We start from the raw sequence: 18,997 nt of genomic DNA on the forward strand, positions 1-18,997 counted from the left end.
TCATCTTTCGATCCTGCCGTAGCGGTGCTCCAGCCAGCGCAGCAGCACCACGGAGCAGAGGCTGATGACGAGGAAGAAGGCGCCGACCAGCGTCATCGGCTCGATGTAGCGGTAGTAGGTGTTTGCGACGCTCTTGGCCTGGTTCATCAGCTCCAGCACGGTGATCGCCGAAAGCAGCGGCGTCTCCTTGAACATGGCGATGAAATAATTGGCCAAGGCCGGGATCATCGGCGGGATCGCCTGCGGCAGGATGATATGCGTCCAGGTGTGGCGGCCGTTGAGATTGCAGGCCTTCGCCGCTTCCCATTGGCCGCGCGGCACATTGTCGATCCCGGCTCGATAGACCTCGGCCGTATACGTGCCGTAGTGCAGGCCAAGCCCGATGACGCCGGCCACCAGCGGCGGCAGCAGGATGCCGATATCGGGCAGCACGTAGAAGATGAAATAGAGCTGCACGAGCAGCGGCGTGCCGCGGATGAACTCGGCGAACCAGCCGACGCTGCGCGCCACGATCCGGTTCTCCGACCGCCGCGCCAGCGCGATCGCGAGCCCCACGATTGCCGCCAGGATGGACCCCAGAATAGTCGCCAGGATGGTGATCTTCACGCCCTGGATCAGGGTCGGCATGATCTCCCGGACGAAGTTCCAATCCCATTCCATCAGACGCGCACTCCATCGAGGCCGCGCGACATGCGGCGCTCCAGCGTGCGAACGCCCCAGGAGATGATCAATGCCAGCGCGAAATAGATGATCAGCACGGAGGCGAAGGGCATCAGCGTGCTACCGGTCTGCGAGCGCACCACCTGCGCCTGGAAGGTCAGGTCGGCGAGCGAGATCAGCGACACGACCGACGTCGCCTTGAGCAGCTCGATCGCGTTGTTGCCGAAGGTCGGCAGCATGACCAGCAGCGCCTGCGGCAGGATTACATGACGCATGCCTTGCCAACGGCCGAGGTTGAGCGCCGTGCAGGCCTCATATTGCTCGCGGCCGACCGACAGGATGGCGCCGCGCACGACCTCCGCCGCATAGGCGCCGACATTCAAGCCCAGCGCCAGCACACCGGCCTGCAGTGGCGTCAGCGACAGGCCGGCGAAGGGCAGCACGAAATAGGCCCAGAACAGCTGCACGAAGATCGAGGTGCCGCGGAAGAATTCGATATAGGCCGTGGCGATCGCGCGCAGGATGAAGAAGCGCGACACGCGTCCCATGCCGGCAAGGAAGGCCATGATCAGCGCAAGCACCGACCCCATCAGCGTCAGCTCGATGGTGACAAGCGCTCCCTGCAATATCAGGCCGAGATAGCCGGACCACTGGGTCATGAAACTAGAAGTTTCCCAACATTGATGTGCTTGGCCATCTGCCCCGCTCAGAGAGGCAGAGACGCCGGTTTACCCTCCCTAGCTGCAGCGCAGCTGCTGCGAAGGACGGGTAGGCAGATGAGGGGCAGCGCGAACCTTGAAATTCTGGCGCCGCCCTTTATCCGGCCCTTGCCAACCTTCTCCCAGCGAACAGGGAGAAGGAAAAAGTGCTCCTTACTTCGCCGAGCAGAGCTTCTCGCGCGTCGTCGACATCGCGGCCGCGGCCGAGAAGCCGTAGGGCTCGATGATCTTGGCGAACTCGCCGGACTTCTTCATCTTGGCGAGCTCGAGGTCATAGGCGTCGCGCAGCGCCTCGTCGCCCTTCTTGAAGGCCGCCCCGTCGCAATAGACCGGCGCGCCCTGCACCGGCGCGATCACTTCGAGGTTCGGATCGTTGGCCTTCTTGACCAGGTCGTTGATCGACAGCACCGGCAGCGAATAGGCGTCGATACGGCCGTCCTGCACCATCTTCAGCCCGCTCTGGCCGTCCGGCACGACGATGACGCGGTCGCGCGGCACGCCGGCATTCAGCGCCAGCTTCTCCTCGGTGCCGCCGCCCGGCGCGCCGACGGTCGCCGATGTGTCCTTGGCGATGTCCGCATAGCTCTTGAAGCCCTTCGGATTGCCCTTCTTCACCAGGAGCGCCTCGGCATCGCACAGCACCGGCTCGGAATAGGCGACCGCCGCGCAGCGTTCCGGCTTCATGAACAGGCCGGCGGTGACCACGTCGAAGCGTCCGGCCTGCAGGCCGGGGATCATGGCGCCATATTCGGAGATCGAGGCGACGATGTCGTTGACGCCGAGGCGCTTGAAGATCTCGCGCGCCACGTCGGGCGCTGCGCCTGACACCTTGCCGTCCGCCGCAACCGCCGTATAGGGCGGCTCGTTGGCGATGGCGACGCGGGCGAAGCCCTGCTGCTTGAGCTGCTCGAGCTTTGCATCGTCCGCCGACCGCGCGCCGGAGGCCAGCAGCATCGTGGTGATCGCAAGGCCGGCGACGCCAGCCAGAATGCCAAGTTTCTTCATCGTTCCCAACTCCTTGTTCTCTTCTTGGTTGCTTGGTTCGGGACGGCCTTGGGCCGCCCTGGGACGACTGCGTCGCCCGCGGACGACTACGTCGCCCGTTTGCATAGCGGTCAGACGCGATGTCCGGCCGCGATGATCTTCTTCAGGAAGCTCTGCGTTCTTTCCTGTTTGGGGTGGCGGAAAATCTCATCGGGCTTGCCTTCCTCAACGATCCGTCCGCGGTCGAAGAACAGCACGCGATCGGCAAAGTCGTGGGCGAAGCCCATCTCATGGGTGACGAGGAGCATCGTCATGTCGGTCTCGGCGGCGAGCTTGCGCATGACGTTGAGCACCTCCTCGACGAGCTCAGGGTCGAGCGCCGAGGTGACCTCGTCGAACAGCATGATCTTGGGCGACAGCGCCAGCGCCCGGGCGATCGCCACGCGCTGCTTCTGGCCGCCGGACAACTGCGCCGGCATCGCTTTCGCCTTGTCTGCGAGGCCGACCATATCGAGCAGTTCCATCGCCCGCTTCTCGGCGGCGGCGCGCGCGACGCCCTTGGTCAGCATCGGCGCCAGCGTCACATTGTCCATGACGCATTTGTGCGGGAAGAGATTGAAGAGCTGGAAGACCATGCCGATCTTCTGGCGCATCCTGGCCAGGTGCCGCTCGTCGGCCGGCAGCAGCTGGCCGTTGCGCTCCATGTGGTAGAGCTGCTCGCCATCGACCTGGATATGGCCGCCGTCGATCCTCTCCAGCGTCATCAGGATGCGCAGGATCGTCGTCTTGCCGGAACCGGACGGACCGATCAGCGCCAGCTTCTCGCCCGGCATGACCTGCATCGACAGTCCGTCCAGCACCTTGAAGGCGCCGAAGCTTTTCGAAATCGCATCGACTTTGATGATGGGCGCGGGCAATCCATTTCCCCGTTCTGGAGAAGCCTATGGCCTTAACGATGCGAAACGTGCCAAATCATGTCAATTGGGAAAATAATATCATGACAATATTTCCGGCGCGGCACAATTTCAGGGCAATCTGAGCTCCATTTGTGCATCAGATGGCGAGCAGGAGATGCTCCGGATCGCCGAGCAGCAGCTTGGCGACAACGCTCAAGCCCGCGCGCAGTTCCCCCTCCGTGGTCGACCCGACCGAGATACGGATCGCGGGATGCCAAGGCGTGTTCGCGATGCGGAACGAAGTGCCCGGCGCGATCGCCACCCCGCGCAGGCGCGCCTGCGCGACAAAGCTCTCCTCGGCACGGTCGCCCGGCAGTTCGAGCCATAGATGCAGCCCGTCGCGATGGCAGCGATAGTCGACGCCCGTGAGCACTTCCGCGGCGATCTCCTGCCGGCGTCTCAGCGCGCCGCGCTGCCATTTGACCAGCTCAAAAGCCGTGCCGTCATTCACCCAGCGCGTCGCGATCTCCGCCACCATCGGCGTCGCCATCCAGTTCGAGACGAGATGGCGGTTGGCGACGGCTGCGACATAGCGGTCCGGTACCGCGAGATAGCCGATGCGCAGGCCCGGCACAACGATCTTGGTGAAGGAGGTGACGTAGAGTGTCCGCTCCGGAGCGAAGGCGGCGACGGCCGGCGGCCGGCCCTCGACCAGGGGCCCGAGCACGTCATTTTCGATGATGGCGATGTCGTGCTTGCGCGCGACCGCCGCGATCTGCTCGCGCCTTGTGGCGTCCATCAAGGTCGCTGTCGGGTTGATCACCGACGGCTGGACGAAGACGGCGCGGATGTCCGAGAGGCGGCAGGCATCATCGAGCGCTTCGGGAATCAGCCCGTTGCCGTCGATCGGCAGGCCTTCCAGGTTGAAGCCGAGATAGCGGGCAAGCGGGATCAGCGTGTGGTGGCCGATCGCTTCGGTAGCGACCGTGGAGCCGGGCGGCGCCACGCTCATCAGCGCCACTGTCATGCCGGCGGTGGCGCCGTTGGTCAGGCTGATATTCTGCGGCGACGCCTCCAGGCCGCAAAGCTTCAGCCATTCGACGGCGACCGCGCGGTGGCGCGGGAAAACCATGTTCGGCCGGAACGACAGCGCCGAGCTCGACGGCAGGTTCTCGGAAAGCCAGCCCAGCGCCTGCTTCAGTTTTTCCAGATGCATCGGCTCGCAGACCGGCTTCAGGATCGAGAGGTCGATGACCTCGCCCAGCCGTTCCGGGATATAGGGCGGTTCCGGCTCGCGGCGCTGCGTCTGCACGAAGCTGCCGCGGCCGACCTCGCCCGAAATCAGCCCGCGCCGGATCAGTTCCTCATAGGCGCGGCTGACGGTCTGCACCGACAGCTTCAGATCGTCCGCCAGCCGGCGGTGCGTCGGCAGCCGCGTGCCATTGGCCAGCCGACCGTCATGGATGGCGCGGGCGAACTGGTCGGCCAGCGAAAGATAGGCCGGGCGGCGGATGAGAGCAGGATCTGGCTGCCATAATGTCATGACTTATTAGAGATCGAAATCAGTCCAATTGACAATCGAAATAATGCATCGTCATGGTGTCCGCAACGAAAGGCGGATCCCGCATGGCGGCAGTGAAACTCGACCCGATCGACCTCAGGATTCTCGACGCCATCCAGCGCGACGGGCGGATCACCAAGCTGGCCTTGGCCGAGAAGGTCGGCCTGTCGCCGACGCCGTGCTGGATGCGGCTGCGCAAGCTGGAGAAGGCCGGCATCGTCTCCGGCTATCACGCCGCGATCGCCATGCGCGCCGTCGCGCCGGTGGCGACGGTGCTGATGGAGGTCACCCTGGCCAATCACCGCCAGGCGGACTTCGACCGTTTCGAGCGTGTGGTGCGCGGCGTTCCGGAGATCGTCGCCTGCTGGTCGGTGGGCGGCGGCGTCGATTACGTGCTGAAGGTCATGGCGCGCGATATCGACGCCTATCAGCGGCTGGTCGACAGCCTGCTTGAGCGCGAGATCGGCATCGACCGCTACTTCACCTATATCGTCACCAAGACGGTCAAGGACGAGACCGTGCTGCCGGTGGCCGATCTGCTGCCGGGGCAAGGGTGAGGCTCAGCGAAGCTCCTCATCAGCCCGCTACGCGGCCACCTTCTCCCCGAGGGGAGAAGAGATTAGGCGCCGGCGCTCGCTCTCTCCTCTCCCCTCGGGGAGAGGTCGGATTGCCCCGAATTGCCCTTCGCAATTCGGTTGGCAATCCGGGTGAGGGGAAACCTGCCTCAGCCCGCATGTAGACAGATCGTCTGCGGTAAGCGACCAACAGAGACAATCTCTCTACATCGGACCGTCGAAACAGCCTCTCTGTCTCGATCGTACGACTAGTCTCTCCACATCGCCTCGGCACCGGGAGACCTGACTGATGTCCGCGCATTTCGCTCGCCCCCACCGCCACGACGCACTCGACCGCCTCGCCGATCGCCGGCTGCTTCGCGATCTCGGCTATGTCGGTGGCCACTGGACCGCCGGCCAGGGAGCGGCGAGCTTCGAGGTCACCGACCCCGCCACCGGCTCAACCGTCGCCTTTGTCGCTGCGCTCGATGGCAGGCAGACGACTGAAGCGATCGACGCAGCCTCCCGCGCCCTGCCGGCCTGGCGCTCGGCGCTGCCGCAGGAGCGCTCGAAAATCTTGCGAAAATGGTTCGACCTGATCATCGCCGCCAAGGACGATCTGGCGCTGCTGATGACGCTCGAACAGGGCAAGCCGCTGAAGGAATCGCTGGGCGAGATCGACTACGCCGCCTCCTTCGTCGAGTGGTATGCCGAGGAAGCGAAACGCCTCAACGCCGAAAGCGTCACCAGCCATCTGCCGAATACCGAGATGTCGGTGCGCCGTGAGCCGATCGGCGTGGTCGGCGTCGTGACACCGTGGAATTTTCCGTCGGCCATGCTCACCCGCAAGGCGGCCGCGGCCCTCGCCGCCGGCTGCACGGTGGTGGCGCACCCGTCTTCGGAAACCCCGCTGTCGGCGCTGGCGCTGGCGGAACTCGGTGAGCGCGCCGGACTGCCGGCCGGCGTCTTCAACGTCGTCACCGGCGATGCGCGAACCATCGTCGGCGCGATGTGCGCCGATGCGCGGGTCCGCGCCATGAGCTTCACCGGCTCGACCGAAGTCGGCCGGCTGATCGCCGCGCAGAGCGCGCCGACCATGAAGCGGCTGGTGATGGAGCTCGGCGGCCACGCGCCGCTGATCGTCTTCGACGACGCCGATATCGACAAGGCCGTCACGATCGCGCTCGATGCCAAATTCGCCACCTCCGGCCAGGACTGTCTCGCCGCCAATCGCATTTACGTGCAGCGGCCGATCTACGACCGCTTCTGCGCCGCTTTCGCGCGCGGCATCGAGCAGCTCCGTACCGGCAACGGTCTATCCGCGGACGCCGATATCGGGCCCCTGATGCATGAGCGCGCGGTCAAGAAGGTCGAGGAGCAAGTCGCCGACGCAATCGCTCAAGGCGCGCGCTGCCTCGTGGGCGGCAAGCGCCACGCAGCCGGGCCGCTGTTCTGCCAGCCGACGCTGCTCGTCGATGTGCCGGACCAAGCTCTGATCATGCGCGAAGAGACCTTCGGCCCTGTCGCCGCAGTCACGCCCTTCGACGATGAGGCGGAAGTCGTCGCCCGCGCCAACGCCACGGAATACGGCCTCGTCGCCTATCTCGTCACCGAGAATGGCGCCCGGCAGGCGCGTCTGGGCCGCGCGCTGGACTACGGCATGGTCGCGATCAACCGCGTCAAGATCACCGGCGCGCCGATCCCCTTCGGCGGCGTCAAGCAGTCCGGCATCGGCCGCGAAGGCTCGCGCCACGGGCTCGAAGCCTTTACCGATCTGAAATATCTCTGTCTCGACGTGGCCTGAGCGCCGCCCGGACCGCCTTCAAGGAGTCAAAAATGCTCGAACAATCCAATGAACTCTCCGCCTGGGATCGCGACCACTTCTTCCATCCCTCGACGCATATGGGCACGCACGCGCGCGGTGAATCGCCAGCCAGGATCATGGCCGGCGGCGAAGGCGTCACCGTCTGGGACAACGCCGGCAAGAAGAGCATCGATGCGTTTGCCGGCCTCTATTGCGTCAATGTCGGCTATGGCCGCCAGAAGATCGCCGACGCGATTGCCGAGCAGGCTAAGAACCTCGCCTATTACCACGCCTATGTCGGCCACGGCACCGAGGCCTCGATCACGCTCGCCAAGATGATCATCGACCGCGCGCCGAAGGGCATGAGCCGGGTCTATTTCGGCCTCTCCGGCTCCGACGCCAACGAGACCAACATCAAGCTGATCTGGTATTACAACAACGTCCTCGGCCGTCCCGAAAAGAAGAAGATCATCTCACGCTGGCGCGGCTATCACGGCTCGGGCGTCATGACCGGTTCTCTGACCGGGCTCGAGCTCTTCCACAACGCCTTCGACCTGCCGCGCGCGCCGATCCTGCACACCGAGGCGCCCTATTACTTCCGCCGCGCCGACCGCTCGATGAGCGAGGAGCAGTTCTCGCAATATTGCGCCGACAAGCTCGAAGAGATGATCCTCGCCGAAGGCCCGGATACGGTCGCCGCCTTCATCGGCGAGCCGATCCTCGGCACCGGCGGTATCGTGCCGCCGCCGGCAGGCTATTGGGCAAAGATCCAGGCCGTGCTGAACAAATACGACGTCCTGCTCGTCGCCGACGAGGTGGTGACCGGCTTCGGCCGTCTCGGCACGATGTTCGGCTCTGATCATTACGGCATCAAGCCGGACCTGATCACCATCGCCAAGGGCCTGACCTCGGCCTATGCGCCGCTCTCCGGCGTCATCGTCTCCGACAAGGTCTGGCAGGTGCTGGTCAAGGGCTCCGACAAGCTCGGCTCTCTCGGTCATGGCTGGACCTATTCGGCGCACCCGATCTGCGTTGCCGCCGGCGTTGCCAATCTCGAACTGATCGACGAGATGGACCTGGTGAGGAACGCCGGCGAAACCGGCGCGTATTTCCGCGCCGAGCTTGCCAAGGCCGTCGGCGGCCACCGGAATGTCGGCGAGGTGCGCGGCGACGGCATGCTGGCCGCGGTCGAGTTCGTGAAGGATCGCGACGACCGCGTCTTCTTCGATCCGGCGCTGAAGGTCGGACCGCAGATCGCTACCGCGCTTGCCGCGAGCGGCGTCATCGGCCGCGCCATGCCGCAGGGCGACATCCTCGGCTTCGCGCCGCCGCTCTGCCTGACTCGCGAGGAGGCGGACATCATCGTCGCCAAGACCGCCGACGCCGTGAACAGAGTGCTTGCCAGCATCTGACAAGGACATCCGAGAAGCGATATGAACGCCATGACCAGAACCGTTCCCGTCACCATGGCCGCCGTGCTGCTCACCGGCCATGGTGACCTGGAGAAGCTCGTCTACCGCACCGACGTGAAGGTGCCGGCACCTGCCGCCGGCGAGGTGCTCATCAAGGTCAGCGCCTGCGGCATGAACAACACTGATGTCTGGGTGCGCCAGGGCGCCTATGGCACCGAGGAGGATGCGGCTGCCGTCTCGACCTGGCGCCGCCAGGGCAACACGCTGACCTTCCCGCGCATCCAGGGCGCTGACACGGTTGGTACCATCGCCGCCGTTGGCGACGGCGTGCCGGCGAACCGCATCGGCGAACGCGTCATGGTCGACTTCTCCATCTACAACCGTGACGACGATTCGCTGGCCGACATCGACTATATGGGCCATGGCCGCGACGGCGGTTATGCCGAGTACCAGGCGCTGCCGGCCGAGAACGCGCATGTCGTCGACACCGACTTGAGCGATGTCGAGCTCGCCACCTTCTGCTGCGCCTATCTCACCGGCGAGCAGATGCTGGAACGTGCCGCGCTGAAGGCCGGCGAACGGGTGCTGGTCACCGGCGCCTCCGGCGGCGTCGGTTCCGGCATCGTGCAACTGGCGCGGGCGCGTGGCGCCATCCCCTATGCCGTCGTCGGCAAGGGCAAGGAACAGGCCGTGCTCGACATCGGCGCCGAGAAGGTGATCACGCGCGGCGTGGCCGACCTGCCGGCCGCCGTCAGCGAGTCCACCGGCGGCAAACCCATAGACGTGGTCGCCGACCTGGTCGGGGGCGCCATCTTCAACGACCTCTTACGCATCCTGCGGCCCGAAGGCCGCTACACCACGGCGGGCGCCATTGCCGGGCCGGTCGTGCAGCTCGATCTGCGCACCATGTATCTGAAGCAGCTCCAGCTCCACGGCTCGAGCCAGGGCACTCGGGCCGACTTCCGCCGCATCGTCCGCTACATCGAGGAAGGAAGGATCAAGCCGCTGGTCGGCGGCGTCTACAAATTGTCGGACTTTCACCGCGCCCAGACCGACTTCATGGGCAAGGACTTCGTCGGCAAGCTGGTGGTGGTGCCGGACGCGATGTGGAGCGGCGCCTGACCCCGGAAAGAGCGCCCGGCGCGGTCAGCCATCGCCATGGTCACCGAAGCGGCGGTTGTCCCCCAGGATTTCAGGCGCTCGAGCATAGGCTCCGTCAGCGGGATGGACTTTCGTTCCGCAAGGTTGAAGAAGACCGTTTTGGCAGCCAGCTTGGCCGCGAGCTCGCCGCCATGGTCCCGCCGAACTCGTGCAGCTCCAATGTCGGCTTGCTGCCGACCCAGACCATCGCTTCCGTGTGGCACGACCCCTGGGCGCTCGCGTCCGGAATGGAGAAGAGCGCCCGATCGACCTGGCGCGCATACGGCAGATTGTGCAGTTCGCCAGTCGGCGCCGACACCACCTTGATCTCGATGTCCGCATAAAGGCTCCCGAAGCCGCTTCATCGTGGATTTTGAGGATCCGCTTGGCATAGGCAAGGAAGCGCTTGCCCAGGTCATTGCGGCGCCCGGGCCTCTGAGTTATTTTAGCGGTTCATTGGATGCGCAGCCTGCCTTACTGTCGCAGGCACGTTTCCTTGCCGTTTTGGCGGATTGTGAAGTCTTTAACAGACCACGATGTCGTAAGCTGCGTTCTGTGGCCGACAGGGTGATAGCAGTTAGGGATTTTGCCATGCTGCGATGCTGCGCGCTGATTGCAGCCTTGATCCTCGTGGGCCTCACGACAGTGCAGGCCTGCGCCGATCGAAGGGTTGCCCTTGTCATCGGCAATTCCGAATACCGCGAGATCCCGGCGCTCAAGAATCCCGACAAGGATGCCGAGGACGTGTCGAACACCTTCCGGCTGGCCGGCTTCGATGTCTTCGTCGCCAAGGACCTGACCAAGCTCCAGTTCGAGAAGGAGTTCCGCAATTATCTCGCGGCGGCCGACGGCGCCGATCTGGCGGTCGTCTACTATTCGGGCCACGGTTTTCAGATCGGCGGCGAGAATTTCCTGATCCCGGTCGACGCGTCGCTCAAGGCTGCGGCCGATATCGAGGTCCAGGCGGTCAAGCTCGATGACGTCCTGCAGCAATTGCGCGCCAAATCGAAGATCCAGGTGATCATCCTCGACGCCTGTCGCAACAACCCGTTTCCGCGCAAGGATTACTGGCTGCGCGACCAGTTGATCGCGGCCGGCGGCACCGGCCTTGCGCAGGTGAAAAGCTCGCTGAACACGCTGATTGCCTTTGCCACCGAGCCAGGGGCGGTCGCCTATGACGGCTCCGGCGATCTCAGCCCGTTTTCATCTGCCTTCTCCCGCCGCGCGCTGGCGCCGAATCAGGAGATACGCTCGGTGATGGCGGCCGTGCGCCGCGACGTGGTCGAAGCCACCAAGGGCGCGCAGGTTCCGTGGGAGAATTCCTCGCTGATCGACGACGTCGTGCTGATGCGCCGTGCCAGCCGGCCGGCTTTGCCGCCGGTGCTGGAAAAGACCGTGCCGTCGGGCGTCGGACCTGTCGCGCTCGACCTGCCGGTGCCGGTCGACGTCGATGGCGGCGCGGTCACCATCAGCATCGAAAGACCGCCGGCGCTGGGGCGTCTGATCCTGGACGGCAAACCGGTCGCAACAGGCGAGCCGATAGAGGGCAAGGATTTGCCGCGGCTCGCGATGGACGTGCCGAAGGGCGCCGACGCCGAGGATCAGGTCGATATGCTGGCCTATGCCACGCATGACGAATGGGGCGGCGGATCGCAAGGCATATTGGTGTTCCGGGTCAAGAACGGCGAGGGTGTCGAGGGCAAGCAGCTCGTGGCTTCGCTCGAGTCCGAGCAGAAGCAGGAAGTGGCGGAGCGCGGCATCCACATCGCCGGCGCCGCCGAGGCGATCGAGAACCGCGACGTCAAGATTCCCGTCGGTGTCGGCCCCGTGCCGCTGAAGCTGGATGTTCCGACCAAGGATCCAGGCGTCAGCCTGAAGCTCGCGAGCTATCCGGCAACCGGGACGCTGTCCCTGCCGGATCGGACCTTGTCGCCTCAATCGAGCCTGATGGCCGATGAAGTCGATCAGTTGCGCTACGAACCGCAGATCGGCGCCGCAAAACCGTTGATCGTCGGCTTCGAAATCACGGCTGACAACGGGTCGTCGAAGCCGGCGACGATGAAGCTCTCGCCGAGTGTCGATCCATGCGACATGCAGGCAGGCGAACCCTTGGATCTGCAGGGCGTCGTCCCAGGCCTGTTGCCGAACGAGATCGGCGCCGGCGCGGTGGAGGCCTGCCGGGCGGCGGTGAAGACCTATCCCGATGTCGCCCGCTTCCACTACGAACTCGGGCGGGCGCTGCTCGCCGCGGGCAAGGTCGACGAGGCGAAGAAGGCGATCCAGAAGGCTGCCGACAAAGGACACGTCCGCGCGGTGTTTGAGCTCGGGTACCTCAACGCGACCGGGACGGGCATGCCAGCCAACCGCAAGCAGGCCAACGCTTTCTACGCGGCGGCGTCCGACAAGGGCGACCCCTATGGCATGACCTCATGGGGCCGCGCCTTGTTCAACGGCTATGGCGTCGACCGCGATACCGGCAAGGGGCTTGACCTGCTGCTCAAGGCGGCGGCGATGGGCCATACCTATGCGATGAACGATCTCGCCGCGATCTTCACCGAGGGCCGCAATGGCGTGCCTGCCGATCCGGCGCGCGCCGTGGCCTTCCTCAAGGCCGGCGTCGAGCGGCAGGACATGTATTCGATGAACCTGCTCGGCCGCAATTATCTTACCGGCACGGGAGTCGAGAAGGACCCCAAGACGGCGCTCTCGCTGTTCCAGAAGTCGATGGATCTCGGCCAGCCTTATGCCCCCGGCAGCCTTGCACGCATGTACAGGGACGGAGTCGGCGTGCAGCAGGATTTGGCTGAAGCGCAAAGGCTGTTCGAGCTAGCGACCGACCGCGGTGATCAGTCGGCCGCGTATGATCGCGCGGCGCTGGAGATGCAAAGAGGCGACAAGGCGGACCAGGCGGTGGCCGTGCGCTACCTTGCCTTCGCGGCCGCGCTCGACCTTCGCAATGAAATTCCGGACGCAAGGACCACGCTGACGAAATTCGGGGCAAAGGCGAAGACAGCGGCTCTGAAAGAGATGCGTGGCGAACTCAAATCGAAGATTTCGGCCGACGGCTCGTTGGACGATCAACTGGTCAAGACGGCCAGGGCGGTCTGGGAACAAGCCAATCCGCGCCGGGACTTGTTCTGATCACAAGGAGGCAATGTGGTGGGCTGGGCATCGAAACACGCAATCGTCGCAACATCTCTATCCGGTGCTCTCGCGCTCGCAGGGTGCACGACCGTGACGCCGACGGTCGAGCCGGCCCCGGCGGCGCAGCACAGAACGAAGGTCGTTCGCACGACGACCGCGCCAAAAGTCGTCAAGCACAAGAAGGTCACCGCCAAGAAACTGATCAAGCCCGTTCAGACCGAAACCGCGCCCGTCATTGCACCGTTGGGCGGAGGAGGTGGTAGCGGGGGCAGCGGCGGAGGCGGAGGGGGCGGCTGGGGATGAGCATTCGATAGCCCCGGCCGGGTCACTTGTCGAGCCCGCCGTAACCGCTCGCCAAGCCGGGCAATTGCTCTATGCCTCGCGCCACATGCCGGTATCGAGATCGGGCTGGCGGGGCGTTCCATGTTCTTCGGATCGCAGACCGCGAGCGCCGCGCCCAACTGGACGCTCGATCCGTCCGCCTCGGTGCTCACCTACCAGTCCGGTCAAGAAGAACACGATAGATCAGGAACATCACCGGCAAGCTGTGATCCTCTTCGATCGTTCCGTCAAGTCCGGCGATCGACGGCCAGAGCATAGCCCAATTCAAGGTCGCGCTGGCCATATGGACGAAAGGCGGCTGCAAATGATTGTCGGGCGATTGCCCTAGATCAGGATCCCCGAAAAGTGGGACCGGTTTTCGGAAAAGATCATGCTCCTCTAATACGCGTCGATCGATTGGCGTTGCGCCTCCATCTCCACCATCTGGATGCCCATTTCGACGAAGGCGGAAAGCACGCCAAAGCGGTCCGCTGTCGAGACGCGCGCCAGCCCCGCCAGGATCCCGGCGTTGACGGCGTGGGCGGCCGGAAATCCGGTCGACAGCATGTCGAAGGTCGGGTCGCGCCACGCCGCCGACAGCGCGATCCATGCAGCCGGCGTCGCCGGCGACGGATCGACGGCGCTGCTGAGCGCCGCTCGATGACGTGGATTGCCGGGCTCGCCCACCCAGTCATTGACGAGCGCCAGCAATTCGAGATCCCTTTCGGCAAGGAGCTCGGCAAGATTGCTCAGGCATTCATGCCCCCACCAGACCGCGGCGCGCTCGGGCAGGAGATAGGCACAGAACGTGACGGCTTCCTCCGGCACGCGCCCGGCAAGCAAAGCGCGGCAGAATTCCAGCGGAGGTTGGGCGGCGGCCGGCGATTTCATGTCCCGGGCGATCGCGGGACAGGCAAGAAACAGATCCCTCGCCGTTCTGTATCCGAGTTCATTGGCCATGGCCGCCACACCCCGAGCACCGGCAGAACAACACTCAAGCCCGCGGCTGAGCGCCGGTCAAGCCTCCACCTCTATCAGGCGCAAGCCGCCGGCAACGTGCGCTTGTTCACAGACAATCGTTTCGGGATTTGATATAGTCCGCGCCAGCGAAAACCCGTTCAAACAGGCCCGTTCTAACAGGAGTGACGGTCATGCGGTGGGGCAGCTCAGCCTTGGCATTGGCGGCCGTGCTTTTTTCAACGCACGTTAACGCCGATCCGCTTCAGAAATCGGAAGACATCGTGAAGTTCTTCGCCGGCCAGGGTAGTCTTGGCGCGTCGCGCGGCATCTGCGTCGGCACCGAGGAAGAGTGCAAGAGCAAGACCGCGAAGAACGAGGCGCCGCCCCAGAAGGCCGGCCTCGACATGATGATCAATTTCGCCCTGGATTCGGCCCAGCTCGACCAGACCGCGCGCGCCGAGCTGGACGAGTTCGCCAAGGCGCTGAAGGACAACCGGCTGAGCACGTTCAACTTCGTCGTCGAAGGTCACACCGATGCGACCGGCACCGATCGCTACAATCAGGACCTGTCGCAGCGAAGGGCGCAGTCGGTGGCCGCCTTCCTCGAAGCCAACGGCATTGAACCGGCGCGGCTCGAAGCGATCGGCCTCGGCAAGTCGCACCCGCGCGTCGCCAACCCCTACGATCCGGTCAACCGCCGGGTGGAAATGCGGATCAGGACGGAATAGGCCGCCGGCGCCGACCGGTTCATAGCGAAACGTTGATGGAAGCCCTGCCGATGGGCCGGGCTTGCATTCTCGATCGGTTCCTTGCGCGCCGCCACCGCAATATCAACGCGGCCTTCATCGAACACATGGGCGCTGAGACCGTGGACGCTGCCCGTCTCCGGTGGGGCCGGTTAGCTGATTGGCAAGGCGTGTCGCCGGCAAGGATGCCGCGTTCACCCGCTTGTCTGGGACTGTCGGTGGCTCTTCATTCTCGGCCCCTCAACCTTCGATACCGACCGAAGTCGGATGTTGCTGCGCAATGGTCTATCGGCTGAAACAAACCGTCGGCTATTTCATTTGGCATGTCAGACTGGCGAGCATCGTCCCTTCATCGTCAGTTGCGATTGCAAGAAGAAACACCCGCCGCGACCTGCGAAGCGGCGGGTGTTTCCTTGTCAGGAAATGCCCGCATGCAGCTTGGCGAAATCATTGCAAACCTGTTCGCCGCCCTGTTGCTGGCATGTGTTCTCGGGGTCGTTTTCTTTTTTGCCGCCCAGCCGATTTGGCCAGATCACCATAAGGGAAAGATGGTGATCCTCATGCCCGCCGACGCGATCACAACGGGATCGATCAAGGCGATTACACATCCGCATTTGCCCAACGTGGTCGACGGAAATCTTGTACGGCCGAGGCCTCCACGGCATTAGAGAAATTCCAGGAAAAGTGTGCGCGGTTCTCCGTCCGGACTTGCGTCAAAACAAGGAAATAGGGCGTTTCGCGTTTCCATGAAACGGTGAAACGCACTGGACCGCGAAGCGATTTACCACTCGTTTACGATATTAGCGCAGCCTGATGTTCGGTCATGCTGGTACAGCGTCCATGCCCAATGAGCCCTGGCGCCGATCCCCCTCAGCGCTGGGGCTTTTTACGCATGATCCATTCGACCAGGTTGGGGTCGACGTAATCGTCCCCGGTTACGATGCGAACCAGCTTCGTTGCGCGCGGCCGCCATTGTTCTTCAGGAACCTTATCCTCGTCGACCCAGCGCTTGAACGCTTCGCGCATGACGTCGAATTCGAAGTATGAACCGTTGTCGTTGGATTGCTTTTTGACCATGGCCGGCAACGCCGAATCCCCCGAAATGTTCCAGCCCGCCGCGTCGAAAAACACTATTGCTTGGTGAACCGAAAGGCCCCGGTTAGCCAGGTGCCTGCGTATCCTGGATAGAACCTATCAGCGCCGTTATCGCCTGCTTGTATTTTTCGAATTCCGGCGACGTCTGCCGGACTTCGGCGGTCGTCGTCGGCTGGCCCTGATCGGTCGCCATGCGCGGCAGTTTCTGCCCCATTTTCCGCTCGGCCCAATCGATCACATAGCTCGCGGTCTTGCCGGTGAGGAACGGGTTGGCCTGGATGACGGCCGACCCGAGTAAGGCGTTCAGTTGCGTCGAGCCGGGCGCCGCCAGCACCTGGGCCGCGCCTTCCATGCCGAGGAAATGGCAAAGATAGAGCCGGCCGGCGGTGATCTGGTGGCCGCGGGCGCGGAGATAGGCTTCGCCTTCTCGCGCCAGGTTGCGCACCATTTCGCGCGACAGTGTCGCGTCGTAGCGGAGCGCCAAAAGGTCGGCGGTCGAAAGCGATCGGGCAAGGTCGGGCCGATAGGTGTTCATCATCCGGATCCAGGTCTTCGAGATGAACTGGCCGGCGCCGGTTGCCGAGGAAAGCGGATTCTTGGCGCGGGCGCTGCCGCCGCTTTCGACATGCACGATCCGGTCAGTCAGCGTCTCGACCGCGGCATCGCCGGTGCCGCCGGAACTGACGGAGACCGCGGTGGCGACCGTGGTGACCGTCCCCAGCGGGTCGATCGCCTCGCCGTTCTGGTAGAGCTCGAAATGCAAATGAGGTCCGGTCGAAAGCCCGGTGGTGCCGATATAGCCGATGACGTCGCCGGCCTTGACCTTGGTGCCGACGCCGCTGGCGATGGCGAATTTCTGCATATGCGCATAACGCGTCTCGCGGCCGTTGGCATGCGTGATCTTCACCAGATTGCCGTAGCTGCCGCCATCGCCCTGGAAGGAGATCTCGCCGTCGAAGGCGGCCATCACCGGCGTGCCGACGGGCGCCGCCCAGTCGACGCCCTTATGGATCCGGACCGTGCCGAGGATCGGATGCTTGCGCGGCCCGAAGGTCGAGGTCATCACCCCGGCGACCGGCGTGACCATGCCGTTGGTGACGGTCAGCGAACGAACCTGATCGTCGCCGGTCACACAGGCATACTGGCCGTCGCTCTGCTGGAAGACGAAACAGTCGAGGCTCTTCTCCGCGCCCTGGACGCCGACATAGAGCACCCGCCCGGAAATCTCGCTTTGGCCGCGCGGCGCCTGCGAGTAGATCAGCACCAGGCGCTGGTCCTCGCTGGCGAAGGCGTCGAGGTCCTGTCCGCGCGACAGATACATGATCGCCTCGCCGATGACGCTGGTCGGCACCTTGTTGCGCGCGGCCGTGGAATAGATCGCGTCGAGCAGGCGGTATTGCCGCTTCGGCCCGCCCTGGTCGGACGTGCCGGAATAGTTGAACAGATCCTCGCGGAGCCAGGGATCGACGCCCGACACGAAGGCGCCGGCCGCATTGCGCGTCAGCGTGCCGACATAGACATTCTTGGCGTAGATCGACACCTGCATCAGCGACATGGTCGTCGTCTCGCGGTTCGGCCGAAACCCGCGCATGGCCACCACGAAGCCGGACTCCAGCACGTCGCGATTGAAAAGCGCCTTCAGCGCCTCGCCAGCGAGCTTCGCGTCATCGGCTGAGAAGTGCGCGTCGAGCGCCACGCTGTCCAGGCTGCGGTCGTTGAGGACCTTCACGAAAGTGTCCTCGGTCGCCTCGAAGCGCCGATATTCGCTGGTGACGGTCGCAACGGTCGTGTTGTTCTCGATCGCGGTTTTCTTGAAGGCCGGGAGCGCCGCTTCCCCCTGATCGACGGTCTCGCCCCAGCCGGCCTCGGGGTCGTCGGCGTCGGCCTTGGGCGCTGAACCGTCGTCGCTCTCGTCCGGCGCCGCCTGGAGGTCGTTCTCCAGGTCGCCTTGCGGATCGCCCTGTTGCCCATCCGGCGCCGCGGCCGGCGCGGATGGGGCCGGTTGCGCAACGTCGGGCGCCGTTGCCGAAGGCTTGGCAATGGCCTGCCGCTGCGCCTGGAAGAAGGCGAAATCCTCCTGCGTCGACGGGATGGTCGTCATGAACTTTTCGCTGGCGCTCAGCATCACGTCGGACAGAATTTCGATCTGCGGCGAAGCGCCCGAACTGTCGAGCTCGGCCGGGCGCGCGACTGTTTTGCCTTTCGTCGCGGTCTCCGCATCGGGCGCGAGCGTGATCCACATCGGATCGCCTGCGAGATCGATGATCGCCGGCACATAGACCGAGGCGTCGGGCGGCAAGTCTTCCATGCCTTCGACCGGATGCAGCTCCTCGTCTTCGTCGCCGAACGACCAATAGTCCTTGGTCAGGTAGAAGCCGGTGGCCGTGGCAATGACGGCGAGTGTGGCAAGGCCGGCAAGCGCCCGGCGCCAGAGCCTGCGCCGGCGCTCGGCCACGCGCGCCAGCTTCTTCTGTTTGAAGCTCGTGTCGATCGAGTGCGTCACGGGCTGCTTCCGGTCAGGAAGTAGGTCCAGCGCACCTGCTCGAGCGTATCGACCTCGACGAAGCGCGCCGCGATATGGCCGCGCTGCCAGCACTCCTCGATGCCGCGGATCGAGAAGCGCCGCCGGTCGATGCACATCTCGGTCGATCCATTGAGGATTGCGTGGCCGAAAACGTCCGTCGCGTAGAGGTAGATATAGCGGTTGGTCAGCTCCTCGCGGATGACGTTGACGCACTGGTTGGCGCCGATGGTCCACCAGCCGTCCGTCTGGTCGGCATTGTCGACTTTCTGTCCGACCGCGAGATTGACGACGTCGAGCGTCTGATTGCAGACAGTGAATTCGGCATGCGCATTGCCGGGAGAAAGCATCGAGAGCAACGCCGCGCCAAGCAGCGCCGCAAGCGTCACGCGACCCGGCAAAAGCAAGCGGAGCCGGCTACGCTGCCTGCGTGGCGAGGACTGGCTCAAGATACGCGGGTGGCGAAGGTCCATCGGCGTT

The 18,997-nt window shown here is 64.4% G+C and carries 16 protein-coding genes; 7 read left to right on the top strand and 9 right to left on the bottom strand.

Annotated elements, in window-relative coordinates; genetic code table 11:
* The 5 genes from ehuD to ehuR all read right to left on the bottom strand — a co-directional run bounded on the left by ehuD (position 1) and on the right by ehuR (position 4,802).
* Positions 1-660, bottom strand: coding sequence for an ectoine/hydroxyectoine ABC transporter permease subunit EhuD (ehuD, locus tag P9273_RS02730; RefSeq protein ID WP_040994210.1), 660 nt, complete (start codon positions 658-660; stop codon positions 1-3).
* Positions 660-1,319, bottom strand: coding sequence for an ectoine/hydroxyectoine ABC transporter permease subunit EhuC (gene ehuC / locus P9273_RS02735; RefSeq protein ID WP_278047501.1), 660 nt, complete (start codon positions 1,317-1,319; stop codon positions 660-662). Before ehuC ends, ehuD begins: the two co-directional genes overlap by 1 nt.
* Positions 1,320-1,532: 213 nt before the next feature.
* The gene (ehuB, locus tag P9273_RS02740) at positions 1,533-2,384 is read right to left on the bottom strand and encodes an ectoine/hydroxyectoine ABC transporter substrate-binding protein EhuB (RefSeq protein ID WP_278047502.1); all 852 of its coding nucleotides are present in this window, start codon (positions 2,382-2,384) and stop codon (positions 1,533-1,535) included.
* A gap of 110 nt (positions 2,385-2,494) precedes the next feature.
* The gene (gene ehuA, locus P9273_RS02745; RefSeq protein WP_040994216.1) at positions 2,495-3,280 is read right to left on the bottom strand and encodes an ectoine/hydroxyectoine ABC transporter ATP-binding protein EhuA; all 786 of its coding nucleotides are present in this window, start codon (positions 3,278-3,280) and stop codon (positions 2,495-2,497) included.
* A 136-nt stretch (positions 3,281-3,416) separates the two neighbouring features.
* Positions 3,417-4,802, bottom strand: a complete 1,386-nt coding sequence (gene ehuR, locus P9273_RS02750) for a MocR-like ectoine utilization transcription factor EhuR (protein ID WP_040994218.1) — start codon at positions 4,800-4,802, stop codon at positions 3,417-3,419.
* 83 nt (positions 4,803-4,885) lie between these two features.
* On the opposite strand from ehuR, the gene P9273_RS02755 reads away from it, so the two are divergent.
* The 5 genes from P9273_RS02755 (at position 4,886) to P9273_RS02775 (ending at position 12,871) form a co-directional block, all read left to right on the top strand.
* Positions 4,886-5,377: an Lrp/AsnC family transcriptional regulator gene (locus tag P9273_RS02755; protein WP_040994558.1), complete on the top strand. Its 492-nt coding sequence runs from the start codon at positions 4,886-4,888 to the stop codon at positions 5,375-5,377.
* Positions 5,378-5,684: 307 nt separating this feature from the next.
* Positions 5,685-7,178: an NAD-dependent succinate-semialdehyde dehydrogenase gene (locus P9273_RS02760; RefSeq protein WP_040994220.1), complete on the top strand. Its 1,494-nt coding sequence runs from the start codon at positions 5,685-5,687 to the stop codon at positions 7,176-7,178.
* A gap of 32 nt (positions 7,179-7,210) precedes the next feature.
* Positions 7,211-8,590, top strand: coding sequence for an aspartate aminotransferase family protein (locus tag P9273_RS02765; RefSeq protein WP_278047503.1), 1,380 nt, complete (start codon positions 7,211-7,213; stop codon positions 8,588-8,590).
* A gap of 21 nt (positions 8,591-8,611) precedes the next feature.
* Positions 8,612-9,712: an alcohol dehydrogenase family protein gene (locus P9273_RS02770; protein WP_278047504.1), complete on the top strand. Its 1,101-nt coding sequence runs from the start codon at positions 8,612-8,614 to the stop codon at positions 9,710-9,712.
* Positions 9,713-10,321: 609 nt separating this feature from the next.
* Entirely contained in the window at positions 10,322-12,871 is a 2,550-nt protein-coding gene (locus P9273_RS02775) for a caspase family protein (RefSeq protein ID WP_278047505.1), read from the top strand.
* 723 nt (positions 12,872-13,594) lie between these two features.
* Here P9273_RS02775 and P9273_RS02780 read toward each other — a convergent pair.
* A complete protein-coding gene (locus tag P9273_RS02780) occupies positions 13,595-14,155 on the bottom strand; it encodes a DUF6931 family protein (protein ID WP_278047506.1) in 561 nt (186 codons plus the stop codon).
* A 191-nt stretch (positions 14,156-14,346) separates the two neighbouring features.
* Here P9273_RS02780 and P9273_RS02785 point away from each other — a divergent pair, with 191 nt between their 5' ends.
* The gene (locus P9273_RS02785) at positions 14,347-14,883 is read left to right on the top strand and encodes an OmpA family protein (protein ID WP_040994244.1); all 537 of its coding nucleotides are present in this window, start codon (positions 14,347-14,349) and stop codon (positions 14,881-14,883) included.
* A 449-nt stretch (positions 14,884-15,332) separates the two neighbouring features.
* Positions 15,333-15,569 (top strand): polymerase, encoded by a 237-nt coding sequence (locus P9273_RS02790; RefSeq protein ID WP_278047507.1) that lies wholly within the window; start codon positions 15,333-15,335, stop codon positions 15,567-15,569.
* Positions 15,570-15,771: 202 nt separating this feature from the next.
* Here P9273_RS02790 and P9273_RS02795 read toward each other — a convergent pair whose 3' ends face one another.
* The 3 genes from P9273_RS02795 to P9273_RS02805 are packed head-to-tail and all read right to left on the bottom strand — an operon-like array spanning position 15,772 to position 18,990.
* Entirely contained in the window at positions 15,772-16,032 is a 261-nt protein-coding gene (locus P9273_RS02795) for a hypothetical protein (protein WP_278047508.1), read from the bottom strand.
* A gap of 28 nt (positions 16,033-16,060) precedes the next feature.
* Positions 16,061-18,499, bottom strand: coding sequence for a M23 family metallopeptidase (locus P9273_RS02800; protein WP_278047509.1), 2,439 nt, complete (start codon positions 18,497-18,499; stop codon positions 16,061-16,063).
* The gene (locus tag P9273_RS02805) at positions 18,496-18,990 is read right to left on the bottom strand and encodes a DUF1036 domain-containing protein (RefSeq protein ID WP_336619354.1); all 495 of its coding nucleotides are present in this window, start codon (positions 18,988-18,990) and stop codon (positions 18,496-18,498) included. The genes P9273_RS02800 and P9273_RS02805 overlap by 4 nt, the downstream gene beginning before the upstream one ends.
* Positions 18,991-18,997: the final 7 nt, after the last annotated feature.

This window comes from Mesorhizobium sp. WSM4935 (genome assembly GCF_029625735.1).
Taxonomy (GTDB): domain Bacteria; phylum Pseudomonadota; class Alphaproteobacteria; order Rhizobiales; family Rhizobiaceae; genus Mesorhizobium.